The 22,764-nt window shown below is 61.3% G+C and carries 17 protein-coding genes and 1 tRNA gene; 4 read left to right on the top strand and 14 right to left on the bottom strand.

Annotated features, from left to right (window positions below):
• Positions 1–6 precede the first annotated feature (6 nt).
• The 4 genes from cysT to dibA form a co-directional block, all read right to left on the bottom strand.
• A complete protein-coding gene (gene cysT / locus AB9L16_RS00590; RefSeq protein WP_016772245.1) occupies positions 7–825 on the bottom strand; it encodes a sulfate ABC transporter permease subunit CysT in 819 nt (272 codons plus the stop codon).
• Positions 826–951: 126 nt separating this feature from the next.
• The gene (locus tag AB9L16_RS00585) at positions 952–1,965 is read right to left on the bottom strand and encodes a sulfate ABC transporter substrate-binding protein (RefSeq protein WP_252882976.1); all 1,014 of its coding nucleotides are present in this window, start codon (positions 1,963–1,965) and stop codon (positions 952–954) included.
• 138 nt (positions 1,966–2,103) lie between these two features.
• Positions 2,104–2,286, bottom strand: coding sequence for a sulfur starvation response protein OscA (gene oscA / locus AB9L16_RS00580; protein WP_007917682.1), 183 nt, complete (start codon positions 2,284–2,286; stop codon positions 2,104–2,106).
• Between the two features lie 298 nt (positions 2,287–2,584).
• A complete protein-coding gene (dibA, locus tag AB9L16_RS00575) occupies positions 2,585–4,504 on the bottom strand; it encodes a phosphodiesterase DibA (protein ID WP_375122966.1) in 1,920 nt (639 codons plus the stop codon).
• A gap of 147 nt (positions 4,505–4,651) precedes the next feature.
• Here dibA and desA point away from each other — a divergent pair, with 147 nt between their 5' ends.
• Positions 4,652–5,836 (top strand): delta-9 fatty acid desaturase DesA, encoded by a 1,185-nt coding sequence (gene desA / locus AB9L16_RS00570; RefSeq protein ID WP_016772248.1) that lies wholly within the window; start codon positions 4,652–4,654, stop codon positions 5,834–5,836.
• A gap of 195 nt (positions 5,837–6,031) precedes the next feature.
• On the top strand, positions 6,032–7,021 hold the full coding sequence (locus tag AB9L16_RS00565) for a GGDEF domain-containing protein (protein ID WP_375123747.1): 990 nt from the start codon (positions 6,032–6,034) through the stop codon (positions 7,019–7,021).
• 134 nt (positions 7,022–7,155) lie between these two features.
• Here the strand turns inward: AB9L16_RS00565 and AB9L16_RS00560 are convergent, their stop codons facing one another.
• The 3 genes from AB9L16_RS00560 to gabD all read right to left on the bottom strand — a co-directional run bounded on the left by AB9L16_RS00560 (position 7,156) and on the right by gabD (position 11,407).
• Positions 7,156–8,367 (bottom strand): response regulator, encoded by a 1,212-nt coding sequence (locus tag AB9L16_RS00560; RefSeq protein WP_310219449.1) that lies wholly within the window; start codon positions 8,365–8,367, stop codon positions 7,156–7,158.
• A gap of 134 nt (positions 8,368–8,501) precedes the next feature.
• Positions 8,502–9,779, bottom strand: a complete 1,278-nt coding sequence (gabT, locus tag AB9L16_RS00555) for a 4-aminobutyrate--2-oxoglutarate transaminase (protein WP_003220503.1) — start codon at positions 9,777–9,779, stop codon at positions 8,502–8,504.
• 185 nt (positions 9,780–9,964) lie between these two features.
• Positions 9,965–11,407 (bottom strand): NADP-dependent succinate-semialdehyde dehydrogenase, encoded by a 1,443-nt coding sequence (gabD, locus tag AB9L16_RS00550; RefSeq protein WP_375122965.1) that lies wholly within the window; start codon positions 11,405–11,407, stop codon positions 9,965–9,967.
• 433 nt (positions 11,408–11,840) lie between these two features.
• On the opposite strand from gabD, the gene AB9L16_RS00545 reads away from it, so the two are divergent.
• Positions 11,841–11,917, top strand: a tRNA-Arg gene (locus AB9L16_RS00545).
• A 77-nt stretch (positions 11,918–11,994) separates the two neighbouring features.
• On the opposite strand, the gene AB9L16_RS00540 is transcribed toward AB9L16_RS00545, so the two are convergent.
• The gene (locus AB9L16_RS00540; RefSeq protein ID WP_071174021.1) at positions 11,995–12,264 is read right to left on the bottom strand and encodes a hypothetical protein; all 270 of its coding nucleotides are present in this window, start codon (positions 12,262–12,264) and stop codon (positions 11,995–11,997) included.
• A 46-nt stretch (positions 12,265–12,310) separates the two neighbouring features.
• Positions 12,311–12,871, bottom strand: a complete 561-nt coding sequence (locus AB9L16_RS00535) for a YbhB/YbcL family Raf kinase inhibitor-like protein (protein WP_016772253.1) — start codon at positions 12,869–12,871, stop codon at positions 12,311–12,313.
• A gap of 139 nt (positions 12,872–13,010) precedes the next feature.
• On the opposite strand from AB9L16_RS00535, the gene AB9L16_RS00530 reads away from it, so the two are divergent.
• The gene (locus AB9L16_RS00530) at positions 13,011–14,534 is read left to right on the top strand and encodes an FAD-dependent oxidoreductase (RefSeq protein ID WP_375122964.1); all 1,524 of its coding nucleotides are present in this window, start codon (positions 13,011–13,013) and stop codon (positions 14,532–14,534) included.
• Between the two features lie 110 nt (positions 14,535–14,644).
• On the opposite strand, the gene pgaD is transcribed toward AB9L16_RS00530, so the two are convergent.
• The 5 genes from pgaD to AB9L16_RS00505 all read right to left on the bottom strand — a co-directional run bounded on the left by pgaD (position 14,645) and on the right by AB9L16_RS00505 (position 22,753).
• Positions 14,645–15,166 carry a poly-beta-1,6-N-acetyl-D-glucosamine biosynthesis protein PgaD gene (gene pgaD / locus AB9L16_RS00525; RefSeq protein ID WP_095181140.1) on the bottom strand — a complete coding sequence of 174 codons (522 nt, stop codon included), beginning with the start codon at positions 15,164–15,166 and terminating at the stop codon, positions 14,645–14,647.
• The gene (gene pgaC, locus AB9L16_RS00520) at positions 15,163–16,518 is read right to left on the bottom strand and encodes a poly-beta-1,6-N-acetyl-D-glucosamine synthase (protein WP_095181141.1); all 1,356 of its coding nucleotides are present in this window, start codon (positions 16,516–16,518) and stop codon (positions 15,163–15,165) included. The genes pgaD and pgaC overlap by 4 nt, the downstream gene beginning before the upstream one ends.
• Position 16,519: 1 nt before the next feature.
• On the bottom strand, positions 16,520–18,517 hold the full coding sequence (gene pgaB, locus AB9L16_RS00515; protein WP_375122963.1) for a poly-beta-1,6-N-acetyl-D-glucosamine N-deacetylase PgaB: 1,998 nt from the start codon (positions 18,515–18,517) through the stop codon (positions 16,520–16,522).
• Positions 18,518–18,529: 12 nt separating this feature from the next.
• A complete protein-coding gene (gene pgaA / locus AB9L16_RS00510; RefSeq protein ID WP_375122962.1) occupies positions 18,530–21,010 on the bottom strand; it encodes a poly-beta-1,6 N-acetyl-D-glucosamine export porin PgaA in 2,481 nt (826 codons plus the stop codon).
• Between the two features lie 237 nt (positions 21,011–21,247).
• Positions 21,248–22,753: a YdgA family protein gene (locus AB9L16_RS00505; protein WP_375122961.1), complete on the bottom strand. Its 1,506-nt coding sequence runs from the start codon at positions 22,751–22,753 to the stop codon at positions 21,248–21,250.
• Positions 22,754–22,764 lie beyond the last annotated feature (11 nt).

The raw sequence follows: 22,764 nt of genomic DNA, 5'->3' as shown, positions 1-22,764 counted from the left end.
GCCTCCTTATGGGGTTTCGATGCGCCGCTGCAGCAAGTTGATCAGCAGCAACAGGATGAAGGAAACCACCAGCATCAATACGCCGATGGCGGTAGCGCCGGTGTAATCGTATTGGTCGAGTTTGACCATGATCAGCAGCGGCAGGATCTCGGTTTTCATCGGCATGTTGCCGGCAATGAAAATCACCGATCCGTACTCGCCGACGCCACGCGCGAACGCCAGGGCAAAACCGGTCAGCCAGGCGGGCAGCAGTGCCGGAACCAGAATGTGGCGAAATACCTGCCATGGCTTCGCACCCAGGCACGCCGCCGCTTCCTCGACTTCACGGGGAATATCGGCCAGCACCGGTTGCACCGTGCGCACCACGAACGGCAGCGTGACGAAGGTCAGTGCGAGGGTGATGCCCAGTGGGGTGTAGGCGATCTTGAAACCGAGGTCAGCGGCAAATTGCCCGACCAGCCCGGCCGGCGCGTACAGCGCGGTCAGCGCGATACCGGCCACAGCGGTCGGCAGGGCGAACGGCAGATCGATCATCGCATCGATCACCTTGCGCCCGGGGAAGGTGTAGCGCACCAGCACCCAGGCCAGCAACGTGCCGATGATGCCGTTGATGATCGCCGCACACAGCGCGGTACCGAAGCTCAGCTTCAACGCCGCCAGCACCCGCGGTGCGGAGATGATCGTCCAGAACTGATCCCAGGTCAGCTGGGCGGCATGGACGAACATCGCCGCCAGCGGGATAAGCACAATCAGGCTGAGGTACACCAAGGTGTAACCCAGCGTCAGCCCGAAGCCGGGTATGACGGGGGATATACGACGCGACATAAAAGTCCCTGGTTGAAAACGCATCAATGTGGGAGTGAGCCCTGTGGTGAGGGGACTTATCCCCTCACCACAAAAGCTCAGTCCCACATGTCATGTGCCCAGACATCAGGCCGGTTGAAGGCGAGATTACTGCGCCTGATAAATCTGGTCGAACACGCCGCCGTCGTTGAAGAATTTCGGCTGCGCGGATTTCCAGCCGCCGAAGTCCTTGTCGATGGTCACCAGTTCCAGTTTCGGGAACTGCTGGGCGTACTTGGCCGCTACATCCTTGTCACGTGGACGATAGAAGTTTTTCGCGGCGATTTCCTGACCGGCCGGGCTGTACAGATGCTTGAGGTAGGCCTCGGCGATCTGCGCGTTGCCCTTCTTCTCGGCATTCTTGTCGACCACGGCCACTGGCGGTTCGGCGAGGATCGACAGCGACGGCACGACGATGTCGAACTTGTCTGCGCCGCCGTCTTCTTTCAGCGCCAGGAACGCTTCGTTTTCCCAGGCCAGCAACACATCGCCCTGACCGTTGTTGACGAAGGTAATGGTCGAACCACGGGCGCCGGTGTCAAGGATCGGCACGTGCTTGAACAGGGTCTGTACGTATTCCTTCGCCTTGGCTTCGTCACCACCGTTGGCTTTCAGGCCATAGGCCCACGCGGCGAGGAAGTTCCAGCGCGCACCGCCCGAGGTTTTCGGGTTTGGTGTGATCACCGAGACATCGTTCTTGACCAGATCGCCCCAGTCCTTGATGCCTTTCGGGTTGCCCTTGCGCACCAGGAACACGATGGTCGAGGTGTACGGCGTGCTCGCTTGCGGCAGACGCTTCTGCCAGTCGGCCGGCAGGCTCTTGCCGAGCTTGGCGATTTCGTCGATGTCACCGGCCAGGGCCAGGGTCACCACGTCAGCACGCAGGCCATCGATCACCGCACGGCCCTGCTTGCCCGAGCCACCGTGGGACTGCTGGATTTTCACCGTGTCGCCGGCATGATCCTGCTGCCAGAACTTGATGAATTCGGCGTTGTATTCCTGATACAGCTCTCTCGTCGGGTCATACGACACGTTGAGCAGCTCGTAATCCTTGGCAACGGCGGAACCGGCAAACACGGCACTGACCAGCGCGGCCAGAGCGTAACGGCGAATCGACGACATGGTGAAAGCTCCTGGAATTCTTGGTGGTGGCTTTTTCTTATGTATTGCTGGAATCGGATCGCGTTGAAAGATCGCCGCCTTCGCCAGCTCCTGCACGCAGCCCCTGTACGAACTGCCGAAGGCTGCGATCTTTTGATCTCACCCCGGTTGTTTACCGGGTTGCTGCAAACGAAATTTCTCTTTGCGTTCGATCTGTACGACTTGCGCGTTGTGCACAGTGATCTCCACCGCGCCGAACCGCAGATCGCGCAGGGCGCTCTGGATTTCACGCAAGATGGTGCTTTCGTCCTGACCGTCAACGCTGCGAAGGGATGCGCTCATGGTGCTGCTCCTTTGAAGGGGATTTGCCTGGCAGTGGGCGGCACTGCGTTCGGCGTGGGAGCAATATAAGAGAGGCATGGATATTCTTAAAAAGACTATTTAAGAATGTTTATATAACCAGAAATCAATATGAGAGAGGGCAAGGGGTTTGCGCTGATTTGAAATCGTCAAGAGAACTTGTGGCGAGGGGATTTATCCCCGTTGGACTGCGTAGCAGTCCCATTTCTTGGGGCCGCTACGCGACCCATCGGGGATAAATCCCCTCACCACAAGGTCGGTGATAGCCTGATAGGCCTTTTCAGCCAATCAATGGCGTTTTCGCCCAATCAAGCCTATCCGCAGACACCGGCCGCCCAAACCAATACCCCTGCCCCAGATCGCATTCCTGCGCCAACAGAAATGCCGCCTGCTCAACCTGTTCGATCCCTTCGGCATGCACCTGCATGCCCATGCTGCGGGCCAGCGCGATGATCACCCGGACAATCGCCACGTCATCTTCATCCCACGGCAACCCGGCGACGAAGCCCTGATCGATCTTGAGTTTCTGCACCGGCAGGCGCTTGAGCCGCAACAGCGAGGAATAACCCGTGCCGAAATCATCGATGGCCAGACGCACACCCAGCTCGCGCAAGCGATGCATCTGTTCCAGCGCCACTTCAGGGTCATCCATCACCGCGCTTTCGGTAACTTCCAGTTCCAGATACGCCGGATCCAGCCCCGTGTCGTGCAGCACCTGCGCTACCTGCTGGTAAAGCTCACGTCGGGCAAACAGCCGCGAGGAGACATTCACCGCGACGAACGCCAGCACCACACCGCTCTGCTGCCACTGACACATCTGCCGGCAGGCCTGCTGCATCACCCAGGCATCAATCTCGGCGATCAGCCCGGTGCGCTCGGCAATCGGAATGAATTCCGCCGGCGACACCAGCCCGCGCTGCGGATGCTGCCAGCGCACCAGTGCCTCGACGCCGATCAGACGGCTGCTGTGCAGGTCATGCACCGGTTGGTAGTAGACGCGCAACTCCTCCTGCTCCAGTGCACGGCGCAGCTCGAAGGCGATTTCGACCCGTTGCTGGGCATGGGCGGTCAGTTCTTCGGTGTACAGCGCGTAGCCATTGCGCCCGCTGCTTTTGGCCTTGAACAGCGCGCTGTCGGCATTGCGTAACAACTGCTCGGCGCTGAGGGCATCGCTGGGAAACAGGCTGATACCGATGCTTGCGTTGATGAACAGTTGATTGCCATCTACCAGCATCGGCTCCTTCAAGGCGTCCAGAGTCCGTTGCGCCAGCGCGGCGGCCTGGGCCGGCTGTGGACAACTTTCCGCGAGCACCGCGAACTCGTCACCACCGAGCCGCGCCAAGGTAATGCCGTGGCCGAACAGTTCCTGCAAACGCGTCGCCACCGCTTTTAGCAACCGATCGCCGACGTTATGCCCGAGACTGTCGTTGATCATCTTGAAATGATCCAGATCGAGCATCAGCAGCGCGCAGCCACGCTTGTGTGTCTGTGCCGACGCCAGCGCCTGCTCGGCGCGGTCGCTGAACAGCAGGCGATTGGGCAGATCGGTCAACGGATCGTGATGCGCCAGGTGTTTGAGTTCGGACTCGGAATCCTTGATCGCACTGATGTCCGAGAACACCGCCACGTAATGGCTGAGCCGGCCGAAATCATCGTGAATCACCCGAATGGTCTGCCACTGTGGATAAATCTCGCCGGTCTTGCGCCGGTTCCAGATCTCGCCGCTCCACTCACCTTCAGCCTCGAGGGTAGCGAACATCGCCTGATAGAAGCCCGGCGGATGATGGCCGGACTTGAACAGACTGGGCTGCTGGCCGATGACCTCGTCGCGCCGATAACCGGTGATCTCGATAAAGGCGCGATTGACGTGGACGATCAGGCCCCGGTGGTCGGTAACCAGCACCCCTTCGCGAGTGCAGTCAAACACGGCGGCCGCCTGACGCAGACGCTCACGGTCGGTGTGGCGCTCGCGCAAATGCGCGCCGATGCCGAGAAACCCGCACAGCCGCGCCCGTGCGAGGAAAATCAGCGCGGCGCTGATCGTCGCCAGCAGATAACCGTTGATCAGTTGCCAATGGGTCAGCTCACGGGAGTCATCGAAGAATCTGCTTAATAAATGATCAGAAACTTGCAGCCACAGGGCGGCCAGTACGAGGTAGAGCAGCGCTGCACGCAAGGCATCGCGGTAAGTCGCAGACATTCGGTCGTCCATGTCCCTACAAAAAGGTTGGAATTATAGGTCAAGAAACATTCAGCGACTTCTTATCTGAAAGGGCGACTGGTTTTATCTGTGTGCTTAGTGATAATGCAACGGCTGTTTTTATCTTTATCGAGGGCCCTATAGCCTATGTGGTACGAAGGTTTTCTTGGCTTGTCGGCCTGGTCACTGGTCGCGGTCACCCTGCTGATGACCCATGTGACGATTGTCGCCGTCACGGTCTATCTGCACCGTTACTCGGCCCACCGCTCGCTCGAGCTGAATGCGGGTCTGAAGCACTTTTTCCGTTTCTGGCTGTGGCTGACCACGGCGCAGAACACCCGCGAGTGGACTGCCATCCACCGCAAACACCACGCCAAATGCGAGACCGAGGATGACCCGCACAGCCCGGTCATCAAGGGTCTGTCCACCGTACTGCGCACCGGCGCCGAGCTGTACCGCAGCGAAGCGCAGAACCCGGAAACCCTGCGCATCTACGGCAAGAACTGCCCGGAAGACTGGATCGAACGCAACGTCTACAGCCGCTATCCGCTGCTGGGCGTGGCGATCATGGGCGTGATCGACCTGCTGCTGTTCGGCACCATCGGTATCACCATCTGGGCCATCCAGATGATGTGGATTCCGGTGTGGGCCGCTGGGGTGATCAACGGTCTGGGCCATGCCGTCGGCTATCGCAATTTCGAATGCCGTGACGCGGCGACCAATCTGGTGCCGTGGGGCATCCTGATCGGCGGTGAAGAGCTGCACAACAACCATCACACCTACCCCAACTCGGCCAAGCTGTCGGTGAAGAAGTGGGAATTCGACCTCGGCTGGGCGTGGATCAAGGTCTTCTGCTTCCTGCGTCTGGCCAAGGTGCAGCGGGTCGCACCGATTGCCCACCGCGTCGAAGGCAAGGGCAGCCTGGACATGGACACCGCCATGGCGATCCTCAACAACCGCTTCCAGATCATGGCCCAGTACCGCAAATTGGTGATCGGCCCGCTGGTCAAGCAAGAGCTGGCCAAGGTCGATCATTCGGTGCGCCACCAGTTCCACCGGGCCAAACGCCTGCTGTCGCGGGAAACCAGCCTGCTGGAAGACCGTCATCACCTGCGCATCCAGACCATGCTCGAACACAGCCATGCGTTGAAAGTGATCTACGAGAAGCGCCTGGCTTTGCAGCAGATCTGGGTCAAGACCAGTTCCAATGGCCACGACATGCTGGCCGCCATCAAGGAATGGATTCACGAGGCCGAGGCCAGTGGCATCCAGTCGTTGCGGGATTTTGCTGATCAGCTCAAAACCTACTCGCTGCGTCCTGCGACTGCCTGACCGGCAACGAGGCTGCGATCTCAAAGATCGCAGCCTCGTTGCGCTCTTCGGTTCCTGCACCTCGCCGCCCGGCGGGACTCGGTAATGGCCGGGAACTTCGCCGAAAAACCTCTATCTCAATGACACTTCGCCATCCCGGCGGGCTGTCCTGTGGCCGTTGTCGACATTGCGGCGCGCCCTTTGAGATTTGTGCCGATGGTCAACAACAACCAGAAAGACACGTCCTTCACTCAATGGCCCGAGGCCGCGCAAACGCTGATGGCGTTGATGCATGCGCAGGGCGAAGTCGCACGCCTGAGCGAGCGCGAACAATTGATCAGTTCGCTGCTGGTCAGCGTCAACGCCGTGCTCTGGGCTTTCAACTGGGAAACCCGACAGGTGTTGTACGTCAGTCCGGCCTATGAACGGATCTTCGGCCGTTCCGCCGCGCTTGTGCTGGCTGACTACAACCAGTGGCGTGACAGCATTTATCCCGATGATCTGGAGTATGCCGAACAAAGCCTTGCCGAAGTCCTGCACCGAGGTGCGGTGGAAGATCGCGAGTACCGCATCATTGCCGCCGACGGCCAGGTGCGCTGGCTCAGCGACAAATGCTTTATCAATCGCCAGGACGAGCCCGGGCAGCCGGTGATCATCGTCGGCATCGCCGAAGACATCACCGACAAAAAACACATGGAAACCGAGCTGCAACGCTTGGCCACCACCGATGTGCTGACGCAAAGCAGCAACCGCCGCCACTTCTTCGAATGCGCCCACCGCGAGTTCGCCGAGGCCCGCCGCCAAGGCACACCGCTGGCCTTCCTGCTGCTGGACATCGACGATTTCAAAGTGATCAACGACAGCTACGGGCACCCGGAAGGCGACAACGTGCTGCAACGGATCGCCGAGTGTGGACGCGGCTCATTGCGCCGTGGCGATCTGTTCGGGCGGATTGGTGGTGAGGAGTTCGCTGCGGTGTTTCCCGGCTGTGCGCCGGAGATGGCCGTGCAAGTGGCAGAGCGACTGCAGCAGGAGATCCAGCGACTGCGCTTCAACCACAACGGGCAAGCATTCAGCATCACCGTGAGCCAGGGCCTTACCAACCTCACCGACGATGACAAGAGCCTGGACAGCCTGTTCGCCCGCGCGGATGCAGCGATGTACGAGGCGAAACGGCAGGGCAAGAACCGGATTATTGCGGCCTGATCCGTATTTTGTGGCTGCCGCAATTCCTGTGGGAGCGGGCTTGCCCGCGATGAGGCCCGCACTTTCAACAAAAATGTTGCCTGCGCTGGCGCCTTCGGTCAAGCCGGCTCCCACAGTGATTGTCGTGTTCTGATTTACTTGCGCATCCGCAGCAACTCCGGCAGCCCGATCTTGAGCAACCGCGCCGTCCGGCTCTTCGCCAGTTCCTCTACGCCTTCATGCTCGGTCAGCCGCGCCATCTGCGCCGCCATGTGCATCACCAGCGCCTCGCGACTGTAAACGCCACCACCTAGCTGGTAGGCCGAAGCAATCAACTCGCGCAACTCCAGCGGCAGACGCCAGCGGGTGCGCAGTGCCGAGCCATAAGAGGCGCCAAACTTCGCTAGCGCTTCACCGACCTCCTGCAACTCGTCCAGCTCGCCGCCGGCCTGCTGCCATTCCTGCAAGCAGCGCAGCAGCGCCAGATCGCCGAGCCGATGCAGCATGCCCGCGCAATAGCAACGCTCCTGATCCAGATCGAGCAGGCGCGCCAGCGTGCGCGCATATTCCGCCGTGTGCAGGGACAGTCCCCAATAGCGCTCGGCGTAATCCGCCAGGCATGGATCGCTGAGTCGCGCGCTGCGTTTTAGCGCCAGGCCGAGAATCAGGTTCATGCTCTGCCCGGTGCCGAGTCGGTGCAGCGCCTGGGCCAGGGTTTGCACCGGCGCGCCGTAGTGTTGCGCGGCACTGTTGGCGGCTGCGATCAGCACGGCGGTAATCTGCGGATCGGTGCGGACCTCTTCCTCCAGCAACTTGAGGTCCAGCCCTTCGGGATTGAGGCTACGCTTGACCGCCACTTGCACGTCGGTCATCAACGGCGCGCCATCGGCCTGCTCGCGACGCCGCTCAAGGAACACCGAGAGCGTAATGCCCGGCGCCAGTGCCGGCACTTCGCAAACCACCGCTTCGCCAGCGTTGAGCAGCAACCCCTGCAAGCGCTCGGTCAGGTCTTCCATATTCAACGGCTTGGTCAGGTACGCCGTCGGCGCCAGCGGAATCGCTTCGCGCACACTGGCGCTGTCGTTGCGGCTGCTCATCAGAATGAACGGCAGCGGCGGATTGCGTTTGCGCTGGCGGACGCTGCGCAGCACATGCAATCCGTCGATGCCAGGCAGCTCCCAATCGACGATGGCCAAGTCATAGGGCACCTCGCTGAGCAACGACATTGCCTGCTGGCCATCGGCACACAAATCCAGACGCGCATCGCAGCGCACATTGAGTAGCACTTGTTTGAGCAGGTCACGGGACCAGGGATCGGCCTCGGCAATCAACACCCGAGGTACGGCGGGTAAATCAACGGCAGTCATGCGCGCTCTCCTTGCAATGCCTGAACCTTAGCCAATGCTGGCGATTCGATACAGCGCAAACAGGTCCGATGTGTTTCAAGGGACGAAAAAAACCCGCCGAAGCGGGTTTTTGTCGAGCGGGTCACACGAGCGGATCAGAGTTCAGAGAAGCACTCTTCGATGATCGCCAGGCCTTTGTCCAGTTGCTCGTCTGGCGACGTCAGCGGAACCAGCACACGCAGCACGTTACCGTAAGTGCCGCAGGACAGCAGGATCAGGCCCTTGTCACGCGCCTTGGCCACCACAGCGGCCACGGCAGTCGGGTTCGGCTTGTGGCTGTCGCCGTTTTCGAACAGCTCGACCGCGATCATTGCGCCCAGCGCACGCACTTCACCGATCACCGGGTACTTGGCCTGAATCGCCTTCAGGCCAGTGACCAGACGCTCACCAACAGCCTTGCAACGGTCCAGCAGTTGCTCTTCTTCAAACACTTCCATCACGGCCAGTGCAGCGGCGCAAGCGATCGGGCTACCGGCATAGGTGCCGCCCAGGCCGCCCGGCGCAATGGCGTCCATGTACTCGGCCTTGCCGCACACGCCGGCCAGCGGGAAGCCGCCAGCGATGGACTTGGCGAATGTGGTGAGGTCGGCGGCAACGCCCATCTGTTCCATAGCGAAGAAGGTGCCGGTACGGCCAGCGCCGGTCTGCACTTCGTCAGCGATCAGCAGGATACCGTGCTGGTCGCACAAAGCGCGCAGACGCTTCATGAATTCCTTCGGCGCGACGTAGAAACCACCTTCGCCCTGCACTGGCTCGATGATGATCGCAGCGATGTCTTTCGGCTCGGCGTCGTTCTTGAAGATGCGTTCGATGGAAGCGATCGAATCGTCGATGCTCACACCGTGCAGTTCGTTCGGGTACAGCGCGCGGAAGATGCCGCCTGGCATCAGGCCCATGCCGGCCGAGTACGGCACGACTTTACCGGTCAGGCCGAGGGTCATCATCGTGCGACCGTGGTAAGCGCCGGTGAATGCGATCACGCCAGCGCGGCCAGTGGCGGCCCGGGCGATCTTCACGGCGTTTTCCACCGCTTCGGAACCGGTGGTGACCAGCAGGGTTTTCTTGGCGAAATCACCCGGCACCTTGGCGTTGATTTTTTCGCACAGCTCAACGTACGGCTCGTAGGCCAGTACCTGGAAGCAGGTGTGGGTCAGCTTGTTCAGCTGTTCGGTCACGGCGGCGATGATTTTCGGGTGCACGTGGCCGGTGTTCAGTACAGCGATACCGCCAGCGAAGTCGATGAACTCGCGACCTTCAACGTCGGTCACGGTGGCGTTCTTTGCCGACTCGGCGAAGATCGGGTGAATCTGGCCAACACCACGTGGAACAGCTGCGGTACGACGGGCCATCAGTTCAGCGTTAGTCTTGCTCATTACAGTCCTCATTCGCCGCTCATCGGGCGGCGTGGTTCAAGGATGAAGCGGGAGGAATCGGCGGTGGCAGCATGCGATGATCGACTGCCACGGCGTTCCCGGCCGCAGAGAAAATTCCTGTTTGAAACCACGCAAAGGGACAGCGCTCTCGTGCCCTTTGCGTTTGCAGCGATCCCTTTCCCGGCTTAGATGCCCAGGCAGAGGTATTTGATTTCCAGGTAATCTTCGATGCCGTACTTGGAGCCTTCACGGCCCAGCCCCGAAGCCTTGATGCCGCCGAATGGCGCGACTTCGTTGGAGATCAGCCCGGTGTTGACGCCGACCATGCCGTATTCCAGCGCTTCGGCGACACGGAACACACGGCCCAGGTCACGTGCGTAGAAGTACGAGGCCAGACCGAATTCGGTGTCGTTGGACATGGCGATCACTTCGGCTTCGTCTTTGAAGCGGAACAGCGGCGCCAGCGGACCGAAGGTTTCTTCCTTGGCCACGGCCGCGTTTTTCGGCACGTTGGTCAGGATGGTGGGCTCGAAGAAATTGCCTTCCATCGCCTTGCCGCCCGCCAGTACGGTGGCGCCTTTGCTTACGGCGTCAGCGATGTGTTCCTGAACCTTGGCCACGGCTTTTTCGTCGATCAGCGGGCCGGTGGTGGTGCCGTCTTCCAGACCGTTGCCGATCTTCAGTTTGGCCACAGCCACTTTCAGCTTCTCGGCGAACGCATCGTAGACCGCGTCCTGAATGTACAGACGGTTGGCGCAGACGCAGGTCTGACCGTTGTTGCGGTACTTGGAAATGATCGCGCCTTCGACGGCCTTATCCAGATCGGCGTCGTCGAACACGATGAACGGCGCGTTGCCGCCCAGTTCCAGAGAGACTTTCTTGATGTCCTTGGCGCATTCGGCCATCAACTGGCGACCGATTTCGGTCGAGCCGGTGAAGGACAGTTTGCGCACGATCGGGTTGCTGGTCAGCTCGCTGCCGATGTCGCCAGCGCTGCCGGAGACCACGCTGAACACGCCCGCAGGAATGCCCGCGCGCTGAGCCAGTTCGGCCAGGGCGAAAGCGGAAAATGGAGTTTGCGATGCTGGCTTGAGCACCATGGTGCAACCGGCGGCCAGCGCCGGGCCGGCCTTGCGAGTGATCATTGCCGCCGGGAAGTTCCACGGGGTGATCGCGGCGGTGACGCCAATCGGTTGTTTGATGACGATCAGGCGCTTGTCCGGCTGATGACCCGGAATCACGTCACCGTAGATGCGTTTGGCTTCCTCGGCGAACCACTCGATGAACGATGCGGCGTAAACGATTTCGCCCTTGGCTTCGGCCAGCGGCTTGCCCTGCTCGAGGGTCATCAGGCGCGCGAGGTCGTCCTGGTTCTCGATCATCAGTTCGAACCAGCGACGCAGTTTGCCGGCACGCTCTTTGGCGGTCAGTGCACGCCAGGCCGGCAGCGCCTTGTCGGCGGCCTCGATGGCACGGCGGGTTTCAGCGGCGCCCATCTTCGGCACGGTGCCGAGGATTTCGCCGGTTGCCGGGTTGTTGACCTTGATCGTCTGACCGTTGTTGGCATCGACCCAAGCGCCATCGATGAAGGCTTGCTGGCGGAACAACTGGGTGTCTTTAAGCTGCATGTCGGCTTTCCTTAACAGCACCGCGGCCTGCGCGGAGCAAATTATGATTGTAGAAAGGCGCCTCGCAAGGCTGCCGTCAGGGAAATCAGTGAGCGGATTGTGGCGCATCAACAGTGCACGACCGGGCGCACCTGCGCTGCAACATCCCGCCAAAGAGCGTTTGAAATCTCAAACGGATCGTAGGTTCAAAGGGGGTAAAGGACAATAGGTCGTTCGAAAAAAAGAACAAAAATGCCGCTTTTCAGATCAACGCACACAATACCCATGCCGCAGGAAAAACCTTAGATCAACCCCGACGAAGCGCCAAGCGAGGGTTTTGCAGGACGTTACCGCTTTAAGGAATGCAGCGATTTTGCGCCGACACGCACACTGACAAAACCCGCCAAACCCGGCATGGACGCCCCGAGCCGACCTAGGTATGATGTCGCCCGCTGCACCAGTAGCTCAGCTGGATAGAGTACTGCCCTCCGAAGGCAGGGGTCGTGGGTTCGAATCCCGCCTGGTGCACCATGAATCAAACGAGAAAGCCCCGGACTGTGATGGTCCGGGGCTTTTTTGTGGGCGATGGCAAGATCGCTGGAACGCCGTCACTCCGTCGTCCAGTCAAACTCGTCATATTCATCGTCGTCATCCCCCTCCTCCTCAGCCTCGTCAAATACCTCGTCTTCTTCAACGAGGTCTTCTTCCGGCTGATTCAGCAGAAACTCCTTACGTGTCTCGGTTACTGCACGCCGCATTTGTTCGCCCTTTTCCGGGCAGTTGAGTAGCTGGGCGATGCGGTCGATTTTTGCTGCCACGGTGTCCTCCAGCGCATTGGCAATGGCTTGATAGTGCGCGTTTTCGCGGGGCAATGCCAAATGGCTGGGGAATCAGGGCAGTCAGCCGCCCGTGAGCGGCCGAACCTCAGCGGTGATAACGCCGCACCGCGCTGCTGTTGCGCAGCACATGGCCTTTGATTTTTTCCATCAGCTCGGCGCGGGTCAGGCCGGCAGGCAGGGCGTCCGGGGCGAGGTCGAGGGCGTAGATCTGGATGATGTAGTGGTGCGCGCTGTCGCCCACTGGCGGGCACGGACCCATGTAGTGGGTGTTGCCTTTGCTGTTGGTGCCGCCGACGCCTTCGAGGGCGGATTTGGCACCGACGCCGGCCGCGATCTGGTGGGTGGTGGGTTTGATGCCGTAGTGAATCCAGTGATCGACGCCCAAGCCTTTCTGGCCATCCGGGTCGTGCATGACGATGGCGTAGCTCTGGGTACCGGCCGGGCCGGCGTTCCAGCTCAGCGCCGGCGACTGGTTCTTGCCGCCGCAGCCGGGTGCGTCACTTGCCGCTGCCGAGGTGAACAGACGGTTATCCGACACGCCGGGGATGCTCAGGGTGAAGCGCTCCTGGGCCTGTGCCGGGAACTGCACGCAAAGGGTCACGGCGATGGCCGCCAGCCATGGGTTGAGAGAGGTCAATCGGGTCATTCCGGGAGCACCTTGTGCAGTGAGGCCGTCGTCGGCCCGCAAACTATAGCCGTACCGTTCGTGCCTTGGCAGTAGCAAATGGCTGAACCTCGCGCGGCGCCGCCAACTCACAAGAGAAATGCCTGCGAGGAAGCCGAACATGTCCCTGCACCGTGTCGCCCGTTTCGCCGATGTCCCGCAAGACCGTGGCCTGCAAGTCGAAATCGGCAACTGCAAGATCGTCCTGCTGCGTGCCAACGGCGAGTTGCGAGCGTTTCAGGGCCTGTGTCCACACGCCGGTGCGCCACTGGCCGAGGGTGCGTTGTGTCACGGCAGGTTGATTTGCCCTTGGCACAAAGCCGCGTACCGCGCCGAGGACGGTGGCCTGTGCGAGCCGCCATCGCTGGACAGTCTCAAGCGCTATCCGCTGGAGTTGCGCGGCGATGAAGTCTGGGTCGATGACCAGCCGTTGCCCGATCCGCACACCCCGCCCGCTGACGACCCAAGAACGTTCGTGGTGGTCGGCGCCGGGGCGGCGGGTACGGCTTGCGCGGCGGCCCTGCGGGAGAAAGGTTTTGGCGGGCGCATCGTGCTGGTCGATGGCGAACCGGGTGCCGGATACGACCGCACGGTGTTGAGCAAATTTGTCCTCGCCGGGGAAATGTCGCCCAAAGATGTCCCGCCGCTGCGCGATGAGGCGTTCTATCAAGCGCAACGGATTGAGCGCGTGCAAGGCGAAGTGACTTCACTCGACGCCCCAGGCAAAACGCTTCATCTGCACAACGGCGGCATCCTGCGCTACGACGCCGCTGTACTCGCCACCGGTGGCGCGCCCAATCCGTTGAAGCTGCCTGGCGCCGGGCTGGCGAACGTTTTCGTCCTGCGTTCGAAAACTCAGGCTGAACAGATCATCAACGCCGCTCAACCGGGCCAGCGCGCGGTGATCATCGGCGACAGTTTCATTGCCCTCGAATGCGCGTCGGCCCTGCGCGAGTTCGGCCTCGACGTCACCGTGCTGGCACGCCACTCAGTCCCGTTTGCCAAGCAATTCGGCGAGGCCGTGGGCAAGGCGATTCGCGCCCTGCACGAAGAGCACGGGGTGAAGTTCATCAGCGAACACGAGGCCACGCAGATCCTTGGCGAGGACATGGTCGAGGGCGTGCTGCTCGACAACGGTCTGCGCCTGGCGGCGGATCTGGTTCTCGCCGGCGTCGGCGTTCACCCGGCCACTGAGCCTTTCGACTCATTGCCCAGGGAAGAAGACCAATCATTGCGTGTCGACGGCGGCATGCGCGTGAGCGATGGTTTATGGGCGATCGGCGATATCGCCACGTTTCCGCTGAGCGGCCAGCCAACTCGCATCGAGCATTGGCGCCTGGCCCAGCAACACGCGCGGATTGCCGCCGCCAACATGCTGGGTGGCGAGGAACATTATCTGGATGTGCCATTCTTCTGGACGTACCACTTTGGCAAGAACTACGACTATCTCGGTCACGCGCAGGAGTGGGACGAGGTCGAGTTCAGCGGTGAGCCGGAACAGCCGCCGTTCATCGGCCTGTTCGCAAAAGACGGCATCGTTGTTGCGGCGGTGGCCTGCGACAAGCAACGCGCGATGGCGCTGCTGGCCGAGCGGATGAAGCAACCTCTGCGGATCAAAGAGGCCTGGACGCTGATCCAGGCCTGACACCGGTCCTGTAGGAGCTGACGAGTGCAACGAGGCTGCGATCTCTTGATCTTGTTTTTACATAAGCAAAATCAAAAGATCGCAGCCTTCGGCAGCTCCTACAGTGGAGGTCACGTCAGCCGGTTCACCGGCTCGCGATTGTCATCTTCATCGGCATGCAGAAAGATCACCCGCTGTTGCCCCAGCGGCGCGGGCAAGGCCTGCTGCTGTAACGGCCAGAAATGCGTTTCCACATGGCTGATGTCGCCGTCCTGATCGTTATGAATGGTCATCACCCCCGGTGTGCGCAGTTTCTGGAAACGCTCGTCGCACAACTTGAAACTCTTGCTCAGACCTTCATCACCAATTACCGGCGACGGCAAACGGCGCTGGGCGAAGCTGCGGCTTTTGCGTTGCTGGTAACGCGCCCAACCGATCAGGATCACCGCGTTGACGAGCGCCACCCACATGTAAACCTGCAAAGTGCCCAAGGCGTCGAACGCCGAATGATCGATGCGCGGGCCGCCGGTGGTTTCGATCAACGGCCATAACCCGCGTACCAGCAGGAACAGCAGGCCAACCCAGGCCAGGACGGTGAGGATCACGTCGATCACCACCAGAAAGGGCCGCTGGCGAGTGCGGATAATTTTCATTTGATGACTTCCTCCTGGTCGTCGCCCAGCGGGCGAATGCCCCGATCAGGACTGACCCAGCGCGCGCGTTTTTTGTGTTGGCTGAACAACACCTTGGGGAAACTGACCAGAGTGGTCAGCAGACTGACGAGCCAGAACACCAACGGATACCAGACCACCCAGAACATGGTCTTGCCCAGACCCGGCTCATACCGCCGGTCAATGACGATGCTGACGGCAAACTGCACCAGGCAGACAAACGCCAGCAACAGACCGGTGAAGGCCGGTGGCATCAGGTGATCCACGGCGATCGCGTCGGGCATGACCATGAACTTGCCCATGCCCCAGAAAATCACCGACAGCAGGAAAGTGAAGGCCCAACCGGTGGACAGGCAGTATTCGAACAGCAGCGGCCACAGGTAGCGATGGCGGTACTGCCAGATGCCGCGAATGTTCTTGAACAGCACTTCGGCGCCGCCCTGAGCCCAGCGCAGACGCTGCTTCCACAGACCGCCGAGGGTTTCCGGCATGAGGATCCAGCACAGTGCGCGCGGTTCGTAGAAGATGCTCCAGTGATCGAGTTGCAGCTTCCAGCTGATGTCGATGTCTTCGGTGATCATGTCCGGGCTCCAGTAGCCGACCCGGTTCAGCGCGGTGCGGCGGAACGCGACGATCACCCCGGAGACGGTAAAGATGCGCCCGAAGACCCGTTGCGTACGTTTGATCAGGCCGATGATCGAGGAGAACTCGCCGACCTGCACCCGCCCGATCAAGGTCGAACGCGTGCGGATCCGCGGGTTGCCGGTCACTGCGCCAAGGCGTGCGTTATCCAGCATCGGCGCGACCAGATAAGCCGCAGTGTTTGGGGCCAGCAAGGCGTCGCCATCGATGCACACCAGATACTCGCTGCGCGCAGCAATCGCGCCCATGCGCAGGGCTACAGCCTTGCCCTGGTTTTCCGCCAGATGCAGAACCCGCAGTCGCGGATCTTCCTTGGCCAGCGCATCGAGCACAGCGGCAGTGTTGTCCTTGGAGCCGTCGTTGATCGCGATGACTTCGATGTTCGGGTAATGCTGCGCCAGCGCCGCGTGGATGGTATCGGCAGCGTTATCGCCTTCGTTGTAGCAAGGAATCAGAATCGAAATCAGCGGTTCGCCTTCCAGCGGCGGCGGCAGCGTGTCGTCCTGCCATGGCCAGTGGCGCTCCCAGTGCAGCCAGAAATACAGGCCGCCGGCGATCCACAACCCGGACATGAACAGCGGGTAGAAGAACACGAACGACATCAGGAACTGGCCGGTCACGAGGAAGATCAGCCCCAGCGGAACGCCAAGGACAATCGCCAGAACAAGCAGGGCTAACAGTCTATCCAGCATGTTATGGATTCCATTTGTTGGAGAGTGCAGGCCTTACGGTTTTCAGGTCTGGCAGGTTGTCGAGGAAGTTGTCCGGGTAGTAACCGAAGCTGGTTGCGCCTTGACGCTTGAGCCGGCCCATCCAGTCCGCCAGATGCACGGCGTCGATATCGGCCTGATCCTTCTGGTTCCAGTCACGCGCCTGCAATTCGAACACGGTGCGGTTGAGCGCGCCGGGACGTTTCTTCACTGTGGCGACCAGTTCTTCCAGCCACGGGCCGGACTCGGCCAGCGTCTGTTTTTCCATCAACGGCATGGCCATCGGCGCCGTCCAGTCGTAGGTGGCGAGGAAGTCATCGAGGTTCTGTGCGAACCACGCTTCGCTCTCTGGATTGAGCATCGGTTCGGCGAAGATGTTGCGTGCCGTCAGCACTTGCGGGCCGCGAATCGCACGGACTTTCGCGGTCAGTTCGTTGGTGAAGTCGATCAGGTAGCGGCTCTTGAAACGCGTCCAGCGTTGCATCGCCGCCGGATCGTCGCGCAGCGCGGCAATCGAACCTGGCAGACCTTGAGCGGCGTAGGCCTTCACGGCATCCGGGCTGGCGTCCTCAAAATCCGAGAGCACCGCATCGTCGTGGTAGAGAATGCCGTCGACCGAGGTCAGCCGCGCCACGTCTTCATAGATTTCACCGATGATCTTGCGCACTTCGGGATTGAACGGTGACAGGCGTTTGTACTGTTTCGGATCGACCGAGGTAGTGGCGGTTTTCGGGTCCCAGCGGGTCACGCGCGGCAGCTTCGAATCCAGTTCGAAACTCAGCACCGGCATCCACGCAAAGACCTTCACGTGGGCACGGGTGCGCAGTTGCCAGGCGACGCGGTCGAACAGGTCGGCGCGCATCGGCAAGTGACGGTTGGGGAAGTACAGCGAATGCACCAGACCATCGCCCTTGGGATCGGCGAAGGCTTGCAGGAACACCGTGCTGGCGCCCAGGTCAGCCATGCGCTGCACCAGTTTGCCGAGGTTGATGTCCTGCTGGGCCGGGTCCGGGTCGTAGACGTTGTCGAGGTCGACATGCACCACGCGCATCGGCGCTTCGGCCTGCACCGAGACGATGCTGTTGGCGAAATGCTCGCCATCAGGATCGGAGGCGACCAGAAAGCGCGGCCCGCTCATCAGGTTGTCGAGGGTGTCGAGGCCGTCGTCCAGGGTCAGGGCCATTTCGTAGCCCTCCTCGCCAACCACGGTCAGCGACGTACCGTCGGCGGTGCCGTACGGCCAGACCCAGACGCGTGGTTTGTAACCGGTGGCCTTGCGGATCTTCTCGGAAATGTTTTTCACGTCGGTGCGAATGCGCGCCTGGAAATCGGCTTCGGATTCGTAGCGTTTGGTCACCGGGTCATAACGCCGGGTCGCGGCGGCCGGCTGCAGGTTGCCCTGCGGGTTGCCAAGGATGCCTTTGTGGTTGGCATCGGTGTGAGCGGCGATCTCTACCAACCCGGACCTGGAAATTTCGCGGATCTGCTGCCAGGTCAGGAAGTTCTCACGGTTACGCGGCGTGCCGGCGAAATCCACCGGTTGATTGAGCGGCGTGTCGATCCAGGTGCCGACCGGCGCCAGCAAGGCGTGCCAGTTGTAGGCGCGCAACACTGGCAACACGCGGGTATAGAAGCTGGCGTAACCGTCGTCGAAACTGAGCAACACCGCTCTCGCCGGCAGCTCCGGGCCGCCATTGCGTGCGGCCATGATCTGGTCGACGGTCACTGGTTTGTAGCCGTTCTCGCGCAGCCAGGCGAGCTGCTCGATCATGCGCTCGGTGCGCACCGCCACCACGGCCTGATCAGGATCACGGTCTTCGACATCGTGATAGGCGATGCCAAGCACATGGTTTTTTGGCCACGGTTGTTCACTGGCCGCGACCGGGCGCTCGGAGGGCGGCGCGAAGGCGGGGGCTTGCTGGGCGCAGGCGCTGACCAGCAGCGCTCCCAGCAGAAGGATGAAACGCGAGATAAAAGGCATCTTCAAACTCTTCTAGAAGCGGAAAGTGAGGTCGACAAGCAGACGCAGATCAGTTTCCCGATCACCGTCATAAGGCCGGTTGATCACACTGAACATGCCGCCCACATCGAACACGTCGTTCCAGGCGTACCGTTGGCCGTAACCGAGCAACGCCATGCCGCCGGTGCCGTGGTCGCGCTGACTGTAAGTGCCCGCGCCGGCCTGGAATTGCTGGCTCCAGGAAGTCTCGTAGCGGTGGTAGAGCACGTGGTTGACGTTGACCAGCGGCATCACGCTGAAGTCCGACTTCGGGTTGAAGTAGGGCACGTCGTCGGATTTCGAGTTGTGGCTGGTGCCGACTTCCAGACCAGCGTCGACCTGGATGTTCGGCGCGGTGTAGATGCCCTCGCGCCCGGTCACCAAGGCTTCGACGCGGTTGTTGCCATCACTGAAGTGCGACGGGCTGACCGACACGCGCCACTCGCGGCTTTCGTTGGCGCGCCAGCGCAGGAACGCACTGCCGCCATTGGCCTTGATGTCGCTGTTGAGCGCGCGCAGCGGCGTTTCCGCCGAGAGGTATTCGAGGCTGCCGCCGTACTGCCAGTGATCGTTGATGTCGCGGGCTATCGCCAGGCGTGCGCCTTGTTTGTCACCGAAGCCGTAATCGTGATTCGACACCTCGGCTTCGAGGGTCATGTCACGGGTGCGCCGTTCCAGGCCGACACGCTGGAAGCGATGGTGGCCGGTGCCTTCGGCGAAATCACCGGTGGCATAACCGGCCCCGGCGAAGACACGCCAGTCTTCATTGATCGGTGGGCTGTAAAGGGTGCTCTGGATACCGAAATCACGGCTGCCGCTGACCGCACCGGCATCGCCGCTGCCGCCACCGTTGGCCTTGCCGCCGTAGGCTTCGACGCGCAGTTCGGCCATGTCATGCACTTCCCGTTCGCGAGCCAGACGCTGCACCTGGCGGTTGTCCGGATAACGCGCGACCACATCGTCGACCAGCGCATCGTTCTGCCGCCACTCCTGCAACTCCATCGCGGTGCGCGCCTGAGCGACTTCCAGGCCGGCATCGCGGGGCGCCATGCTCTCGGTTTCCTTGAGCTGATTTTCCGCGCGGCGCGGCCACTGGCGGGCGAGGTAAAGATCGGCCTGGGCCAGACGCAAGCCAAGGTTGCCCGGCGCCTGATCGACCAGCGTCTGCAAACGCTCTTCGCCGTGCGGAAGATCGGAACCGTAGGTGCCGGCCTGGGCGGCGAGTTGCTGGGCGTCCATCCATTCGTCGTTGGGGTTGCCGATGGGCAGACCTTTGAGCTCGACGCGCGGACGCTGGGCTTTCGCTGCGTCTTCGGCGACCTTGCGTGCTTCATCGGCGCGGTCGCTTTCCAGCAGCGAGTAGTACAGCGCAGTGCTGTCCTCAAGACGATCACCGACATCGGCGTCCGGCGCCGAAAGCACCTGGCGATACAGATCGGTGGCAGTCTCGGGCTCACGCTGATCGAGATAAGACGCTGCCACCCAGCGCAGGGCATAGGTCGGAATTTCCACGCCCTCGGCTTGCAGTTTCTGGTATTCGCTGATGACGTCGGCGGTGCGCGCCCGCGCCTTGAGCGCGCCCATGCGGTCGATGCGCCAGCGCGTCACGTCGTCGTGAGCAGTGGCGTCGGGCGTCCAGGTTGCGAGCAATTTGTCGTAATCGGCCAGCGCGCGGTCGGCAATGACGTAGCGTTCCTTCTCGCTGCGGGTGGCCAGTTCGGCAAGGCGCACGCGTTCGGCGGCGAGATCACCTTCGAGCCGGCGCAAGGTCACCGGATCAATCAGGCCTGGACGTTGACTGGCCAGACGCAGCGCCGGTTCAGGCAGGCGGGCCTTTTGCAGGGCGACCACATACTCGCGGGCAACTTCCGGCTTGTTGCCGGCGCGAATGAAGGCCTGATCGTATTCGAAGAGTGCGTCGTACTGTTTGCCGGCGCGACCGAGTGCGTAGCCCAAGGCGAGACGGCGTGACGGATCGTCGGGTTTGGCGGCGACCAGCGCCTGGGCGCGGGTGACGGCCTGATCGGGCTTGCCGGCATCGGCCTGAGTCAGCGCGAGACCCAGTTGCAGGTCGGCGTTGTCCGGCTCCAGCACCAGCGCCTTGTTGTACACCTGGGTGGCCTGATCCCAGCGCTTGAGGTTGCGATAGGCACGCGCAACGGCAGTCAGCGCCTGCACCGGCAGAACGCGGTCACGGCCTTGGGTTTCATAGACCTTGACCACTTCGGCATCGAGCCCGGCCCAACTGGCGATTTGCAGATGATCGCTGACCTGGCCGTCGCTGGCCTGGCCAGGCGGCACCTGACGCAGCACGGTCAACGCAGGCGTGTAATGCCCGGCCCGGGCATCGCGCACCATCTCGTCGTAGGGTGTGTCGGCCAACGCCAGCAGCGGCCAGAGCAACTGGCTGCACAGGGCGAATCGGAACAAAGGGCGTAAACCACGATGTAATACAGGGCCATCAATACGCGGCATTTGTCAGCATCCTTACATGGCCAGCCGGGTCGCAATGCCCTCCTTGCCCATTCGTAACGGTGGCCGACAAAAACAGCCTTCGGCCAAGCTTGGTGAGGCAGTCTGCACGCAAGCGAGAGCGAATTTTCACAACGCAATATTTGTTCAGAATCGGTCCATCTGTACAAAATCCGTACAGCAAAACGCCCGGCGCCTGTTCACACAGGGGCCGGGCGTCTGGGGGGTGCGCGGTTGGGTTTATTGCTCTTGGGTGACGCCGGCAAACTTGCTCATGAGGAAACCGATGAACTGCTCGACGGTCATCTTCTGGCCGTTGAATTCGACCTGATTGGCCGCGTAATGCAGTTTGGTCACCACGTTGGTGCCGTCGGCGACAGCCAGTTGCGAGCCGACCGCCATGCCGGCGAACATGTCCGCCGCTTCCTTGGACTGATCGACGATGGCTTTGGCGTCAGTCTGGCCATCGAGTTGCGCCTGAACGCTGAGCAGATCGACCAGCATCGGCTTGGATACCTGAATGTTCAGGTCGAGCAGCGCGATCAGTTGCCTGCCGAGTTGATCCGGCGGCAGATCCATCGATTGCGGCTTGGTCAGGTCGATCACCAGATTGGCGCGGCTTTCACCGTTGGCGGTGTTGAACGACAGGTTCTCCAGCGCCAGTTGCGGGCCGGCCGCCAGCAACTTCTGCAGATCGGCTTTGACCTGGGCGTTTTCCGCTTCGGTCAGATTCAGCTCCGGTGCCGGCAAACCCTGCGCGGCGGCCTCGGCGGCAGCTTTTTCGTATGGCTGCAATTTGGTCTGGTAGATCTGCATCAGCGACATGGTCGACGGAATGTCGAGGTTCTTCAGGCTCATGGCCATGGCCGCCGAACCGACTTTCTTGTCGTTGAGCGTCACTTCGCCGATTTTGTAGTCGGCACGCCCCGAGGCGTTGCTGCCGCTTTCTTCGGTGCGGTTCTTCATTTCGAAGTTCTTCACGCCCAGCACCATCGGCTTGGCACCGAAGGTGGTTTTGCTGCTGGTCACTTCCAGGGTGTTTTCCCCGGTGTAGTAGCCGTAGCTGCTCTTGGCGAGGTTGCTGGCCAGGGTCAAACCGTTGAGCTCGACCTGCACCGGCGCCTGGTCTTGCGACACGGTGACCAGTTTCAGGTTGTCCATGTAGCCGTCGGCCTTGACCTTCTGCGCCTGGGCGCTGGCGGCGATGTCCATGCTCAGACCGGAAAACTTCAGGCTCGATTGCTCATCCAGCGCAGTTTCGAACGGCACCAGATTCAGAGTGCTGGTGGTCGATTCGTCGTAGCCGATGTTGGTCACGCCCTTGAGCGGCGCGGCGCCGTTGGTGGCGGCGAACCATTTTTCCGTGGACGGGCTCTTTTCCAGCTCGTAGTTGCTGGTGGCCATGACCGGCAGCCACTTCAGCGAGACCAGACGCGAGAACGGCAGCGGGCCGTGTTCGATGTGGTCGACGAACAGCAACTCGACCGGGGCATCGCCGAACATCTCGCCCTCGCCCTTGAGGCGATAGTGCGCGGTGCTGGTGAAGGTGTGGCGTTCCAGCGACACCAGTTCCAGCGACGCGGTGCCGTTGGAGCCGGCCATGGCGGTCTGCAGCTCTTTGTTGGCGTTGCTGACGGCGTTGTTCAGTACGCCTTCGATCTTGGTCCCGGTGTACCAGGCCCCGCCTGCGCTGATCGCGCCGATGGCAACAATAATTCCGAGAAGCACGCCTGCTGATTTATTCATGAATGACCTGA

Source organism: Pseudomonas sp. LW8 (genome assembly GCF_041956865.1).
GTDB lineage: Bacteria > Pseudomonadota > Gammaproteobacteria > Pseudomonadales > Pseudomonadaceae > Aquipseudomonas > Aquipseudomonas siliginis.
Note: the sequence above shows the minus strand (reverse complement) of the source record. Positions and strands in the feature narration are given on the sequence as shown.

Coding starts and splice junctions, on each gene's coding strand:
- cysT (WP_016772245.1), bottom strand. CDS start 825: ATGTCGCGTCGTATATCCCCCGTCATACCCGGCTTCGGGCTGACGCTG.
- AB9L16_RS00585 (WP_252882976.1), bottom strand. CDS start 1,965: ATGTCGTCGATTCGCCGTTACGCTCTGGCCGCGCTGGTCAGTGCCGTG.
- oscA (WP_007917682.1), bottom strand. CDS start 2,286: ATGAGCGCATCCCTTCGCAGCGTTGACGGTCAGGACGAAAGCACCATC.
- dibA (WP_375122966.1), bottom strand. CDS start 4,504: ATGTCTGCGACTTACCGCGATGCCTTGCGTGCAGCGCTGCTCTACCTC.
- desA (WP_016772248.1), top strand. CDS start 4,652: ATGTGGTACGAAGGTTTTCTTGGCTTGTCGGCCTGGTCACTGGTCGCG.
- AB9L16_RS00565 (WP_375123747.1), top strand. CDS start 6,032: ATGGTCAACAACAACCAGAAAGACACGTCCTTCACTCAATGGCCCGAG.
- AB9L16_RS00560 (WP_310219449.1), bottom strand. CDS start 8,367: ATGACTGCCGTTGATTTACCCGCCGTACCTCGGGTGTTGATTGCCGAG.
- gabT (WP_003220503.1), bottom strand. CDS start 9,779: ATGAGCAAGACTAACGCTGAACTGATGGCCCGTCGTACCGCAGCTGTT.
- gabD (WP_375122965.1), bottom strand. CDS start 11,407: ATGCAGCTTAAAGACACCCAGTTGTTCCGCCAGCAAGCCTTCATCGAT.
- AB9L16_RS00535 (WP_016772253.1), bottom strand. CDS start 12,871: ATGACCCGATTGACCTCTCTCAACCCATGGCTGGCGGCCATCGCCGTG.
- AB9L16_RS00530 (WP_375122964.1), top strand. CDS start 13,011: ATGTCCCTGCACCGTGTCGCCCGTTTCGCCGATGTCCCGCAAGACCGT.
- pgaD (WP_095181140.1), bottom strand. CDS start 15,166: ATGAAAATTATCCGCACTCGCCAGCGGCCCTTTCTGGTGGTGATCGAC.
- pgaC (WP_095181141.1), bottom strand. CDS start 16,518: ATGCTGGATAGACTGTTAGCCCTGCTTGTTCTGGCGATTGTCCTTGGC.
- pgaB (WP_375122963.1), bottom strand. CDS start 18,517: ATGCCTTTTATCTCGCGTTTCATCCTTCTGCTGGGAGCGCTGCTGGTC.
- pgaA (WP_375122962.1), bottom strand. CDS start 21,010: ATGCCGCGTATTGATGGCCCTGTATTACATCGTGGTTTACGCCCTTTG.
- AB9L16_RS00505 (WP_375122961.1), bottom strand. CDS start 22,753: ATGAATAAATCAGCAGGCGTGCTTCTCGGAATTATTGTTGCCATCGGC.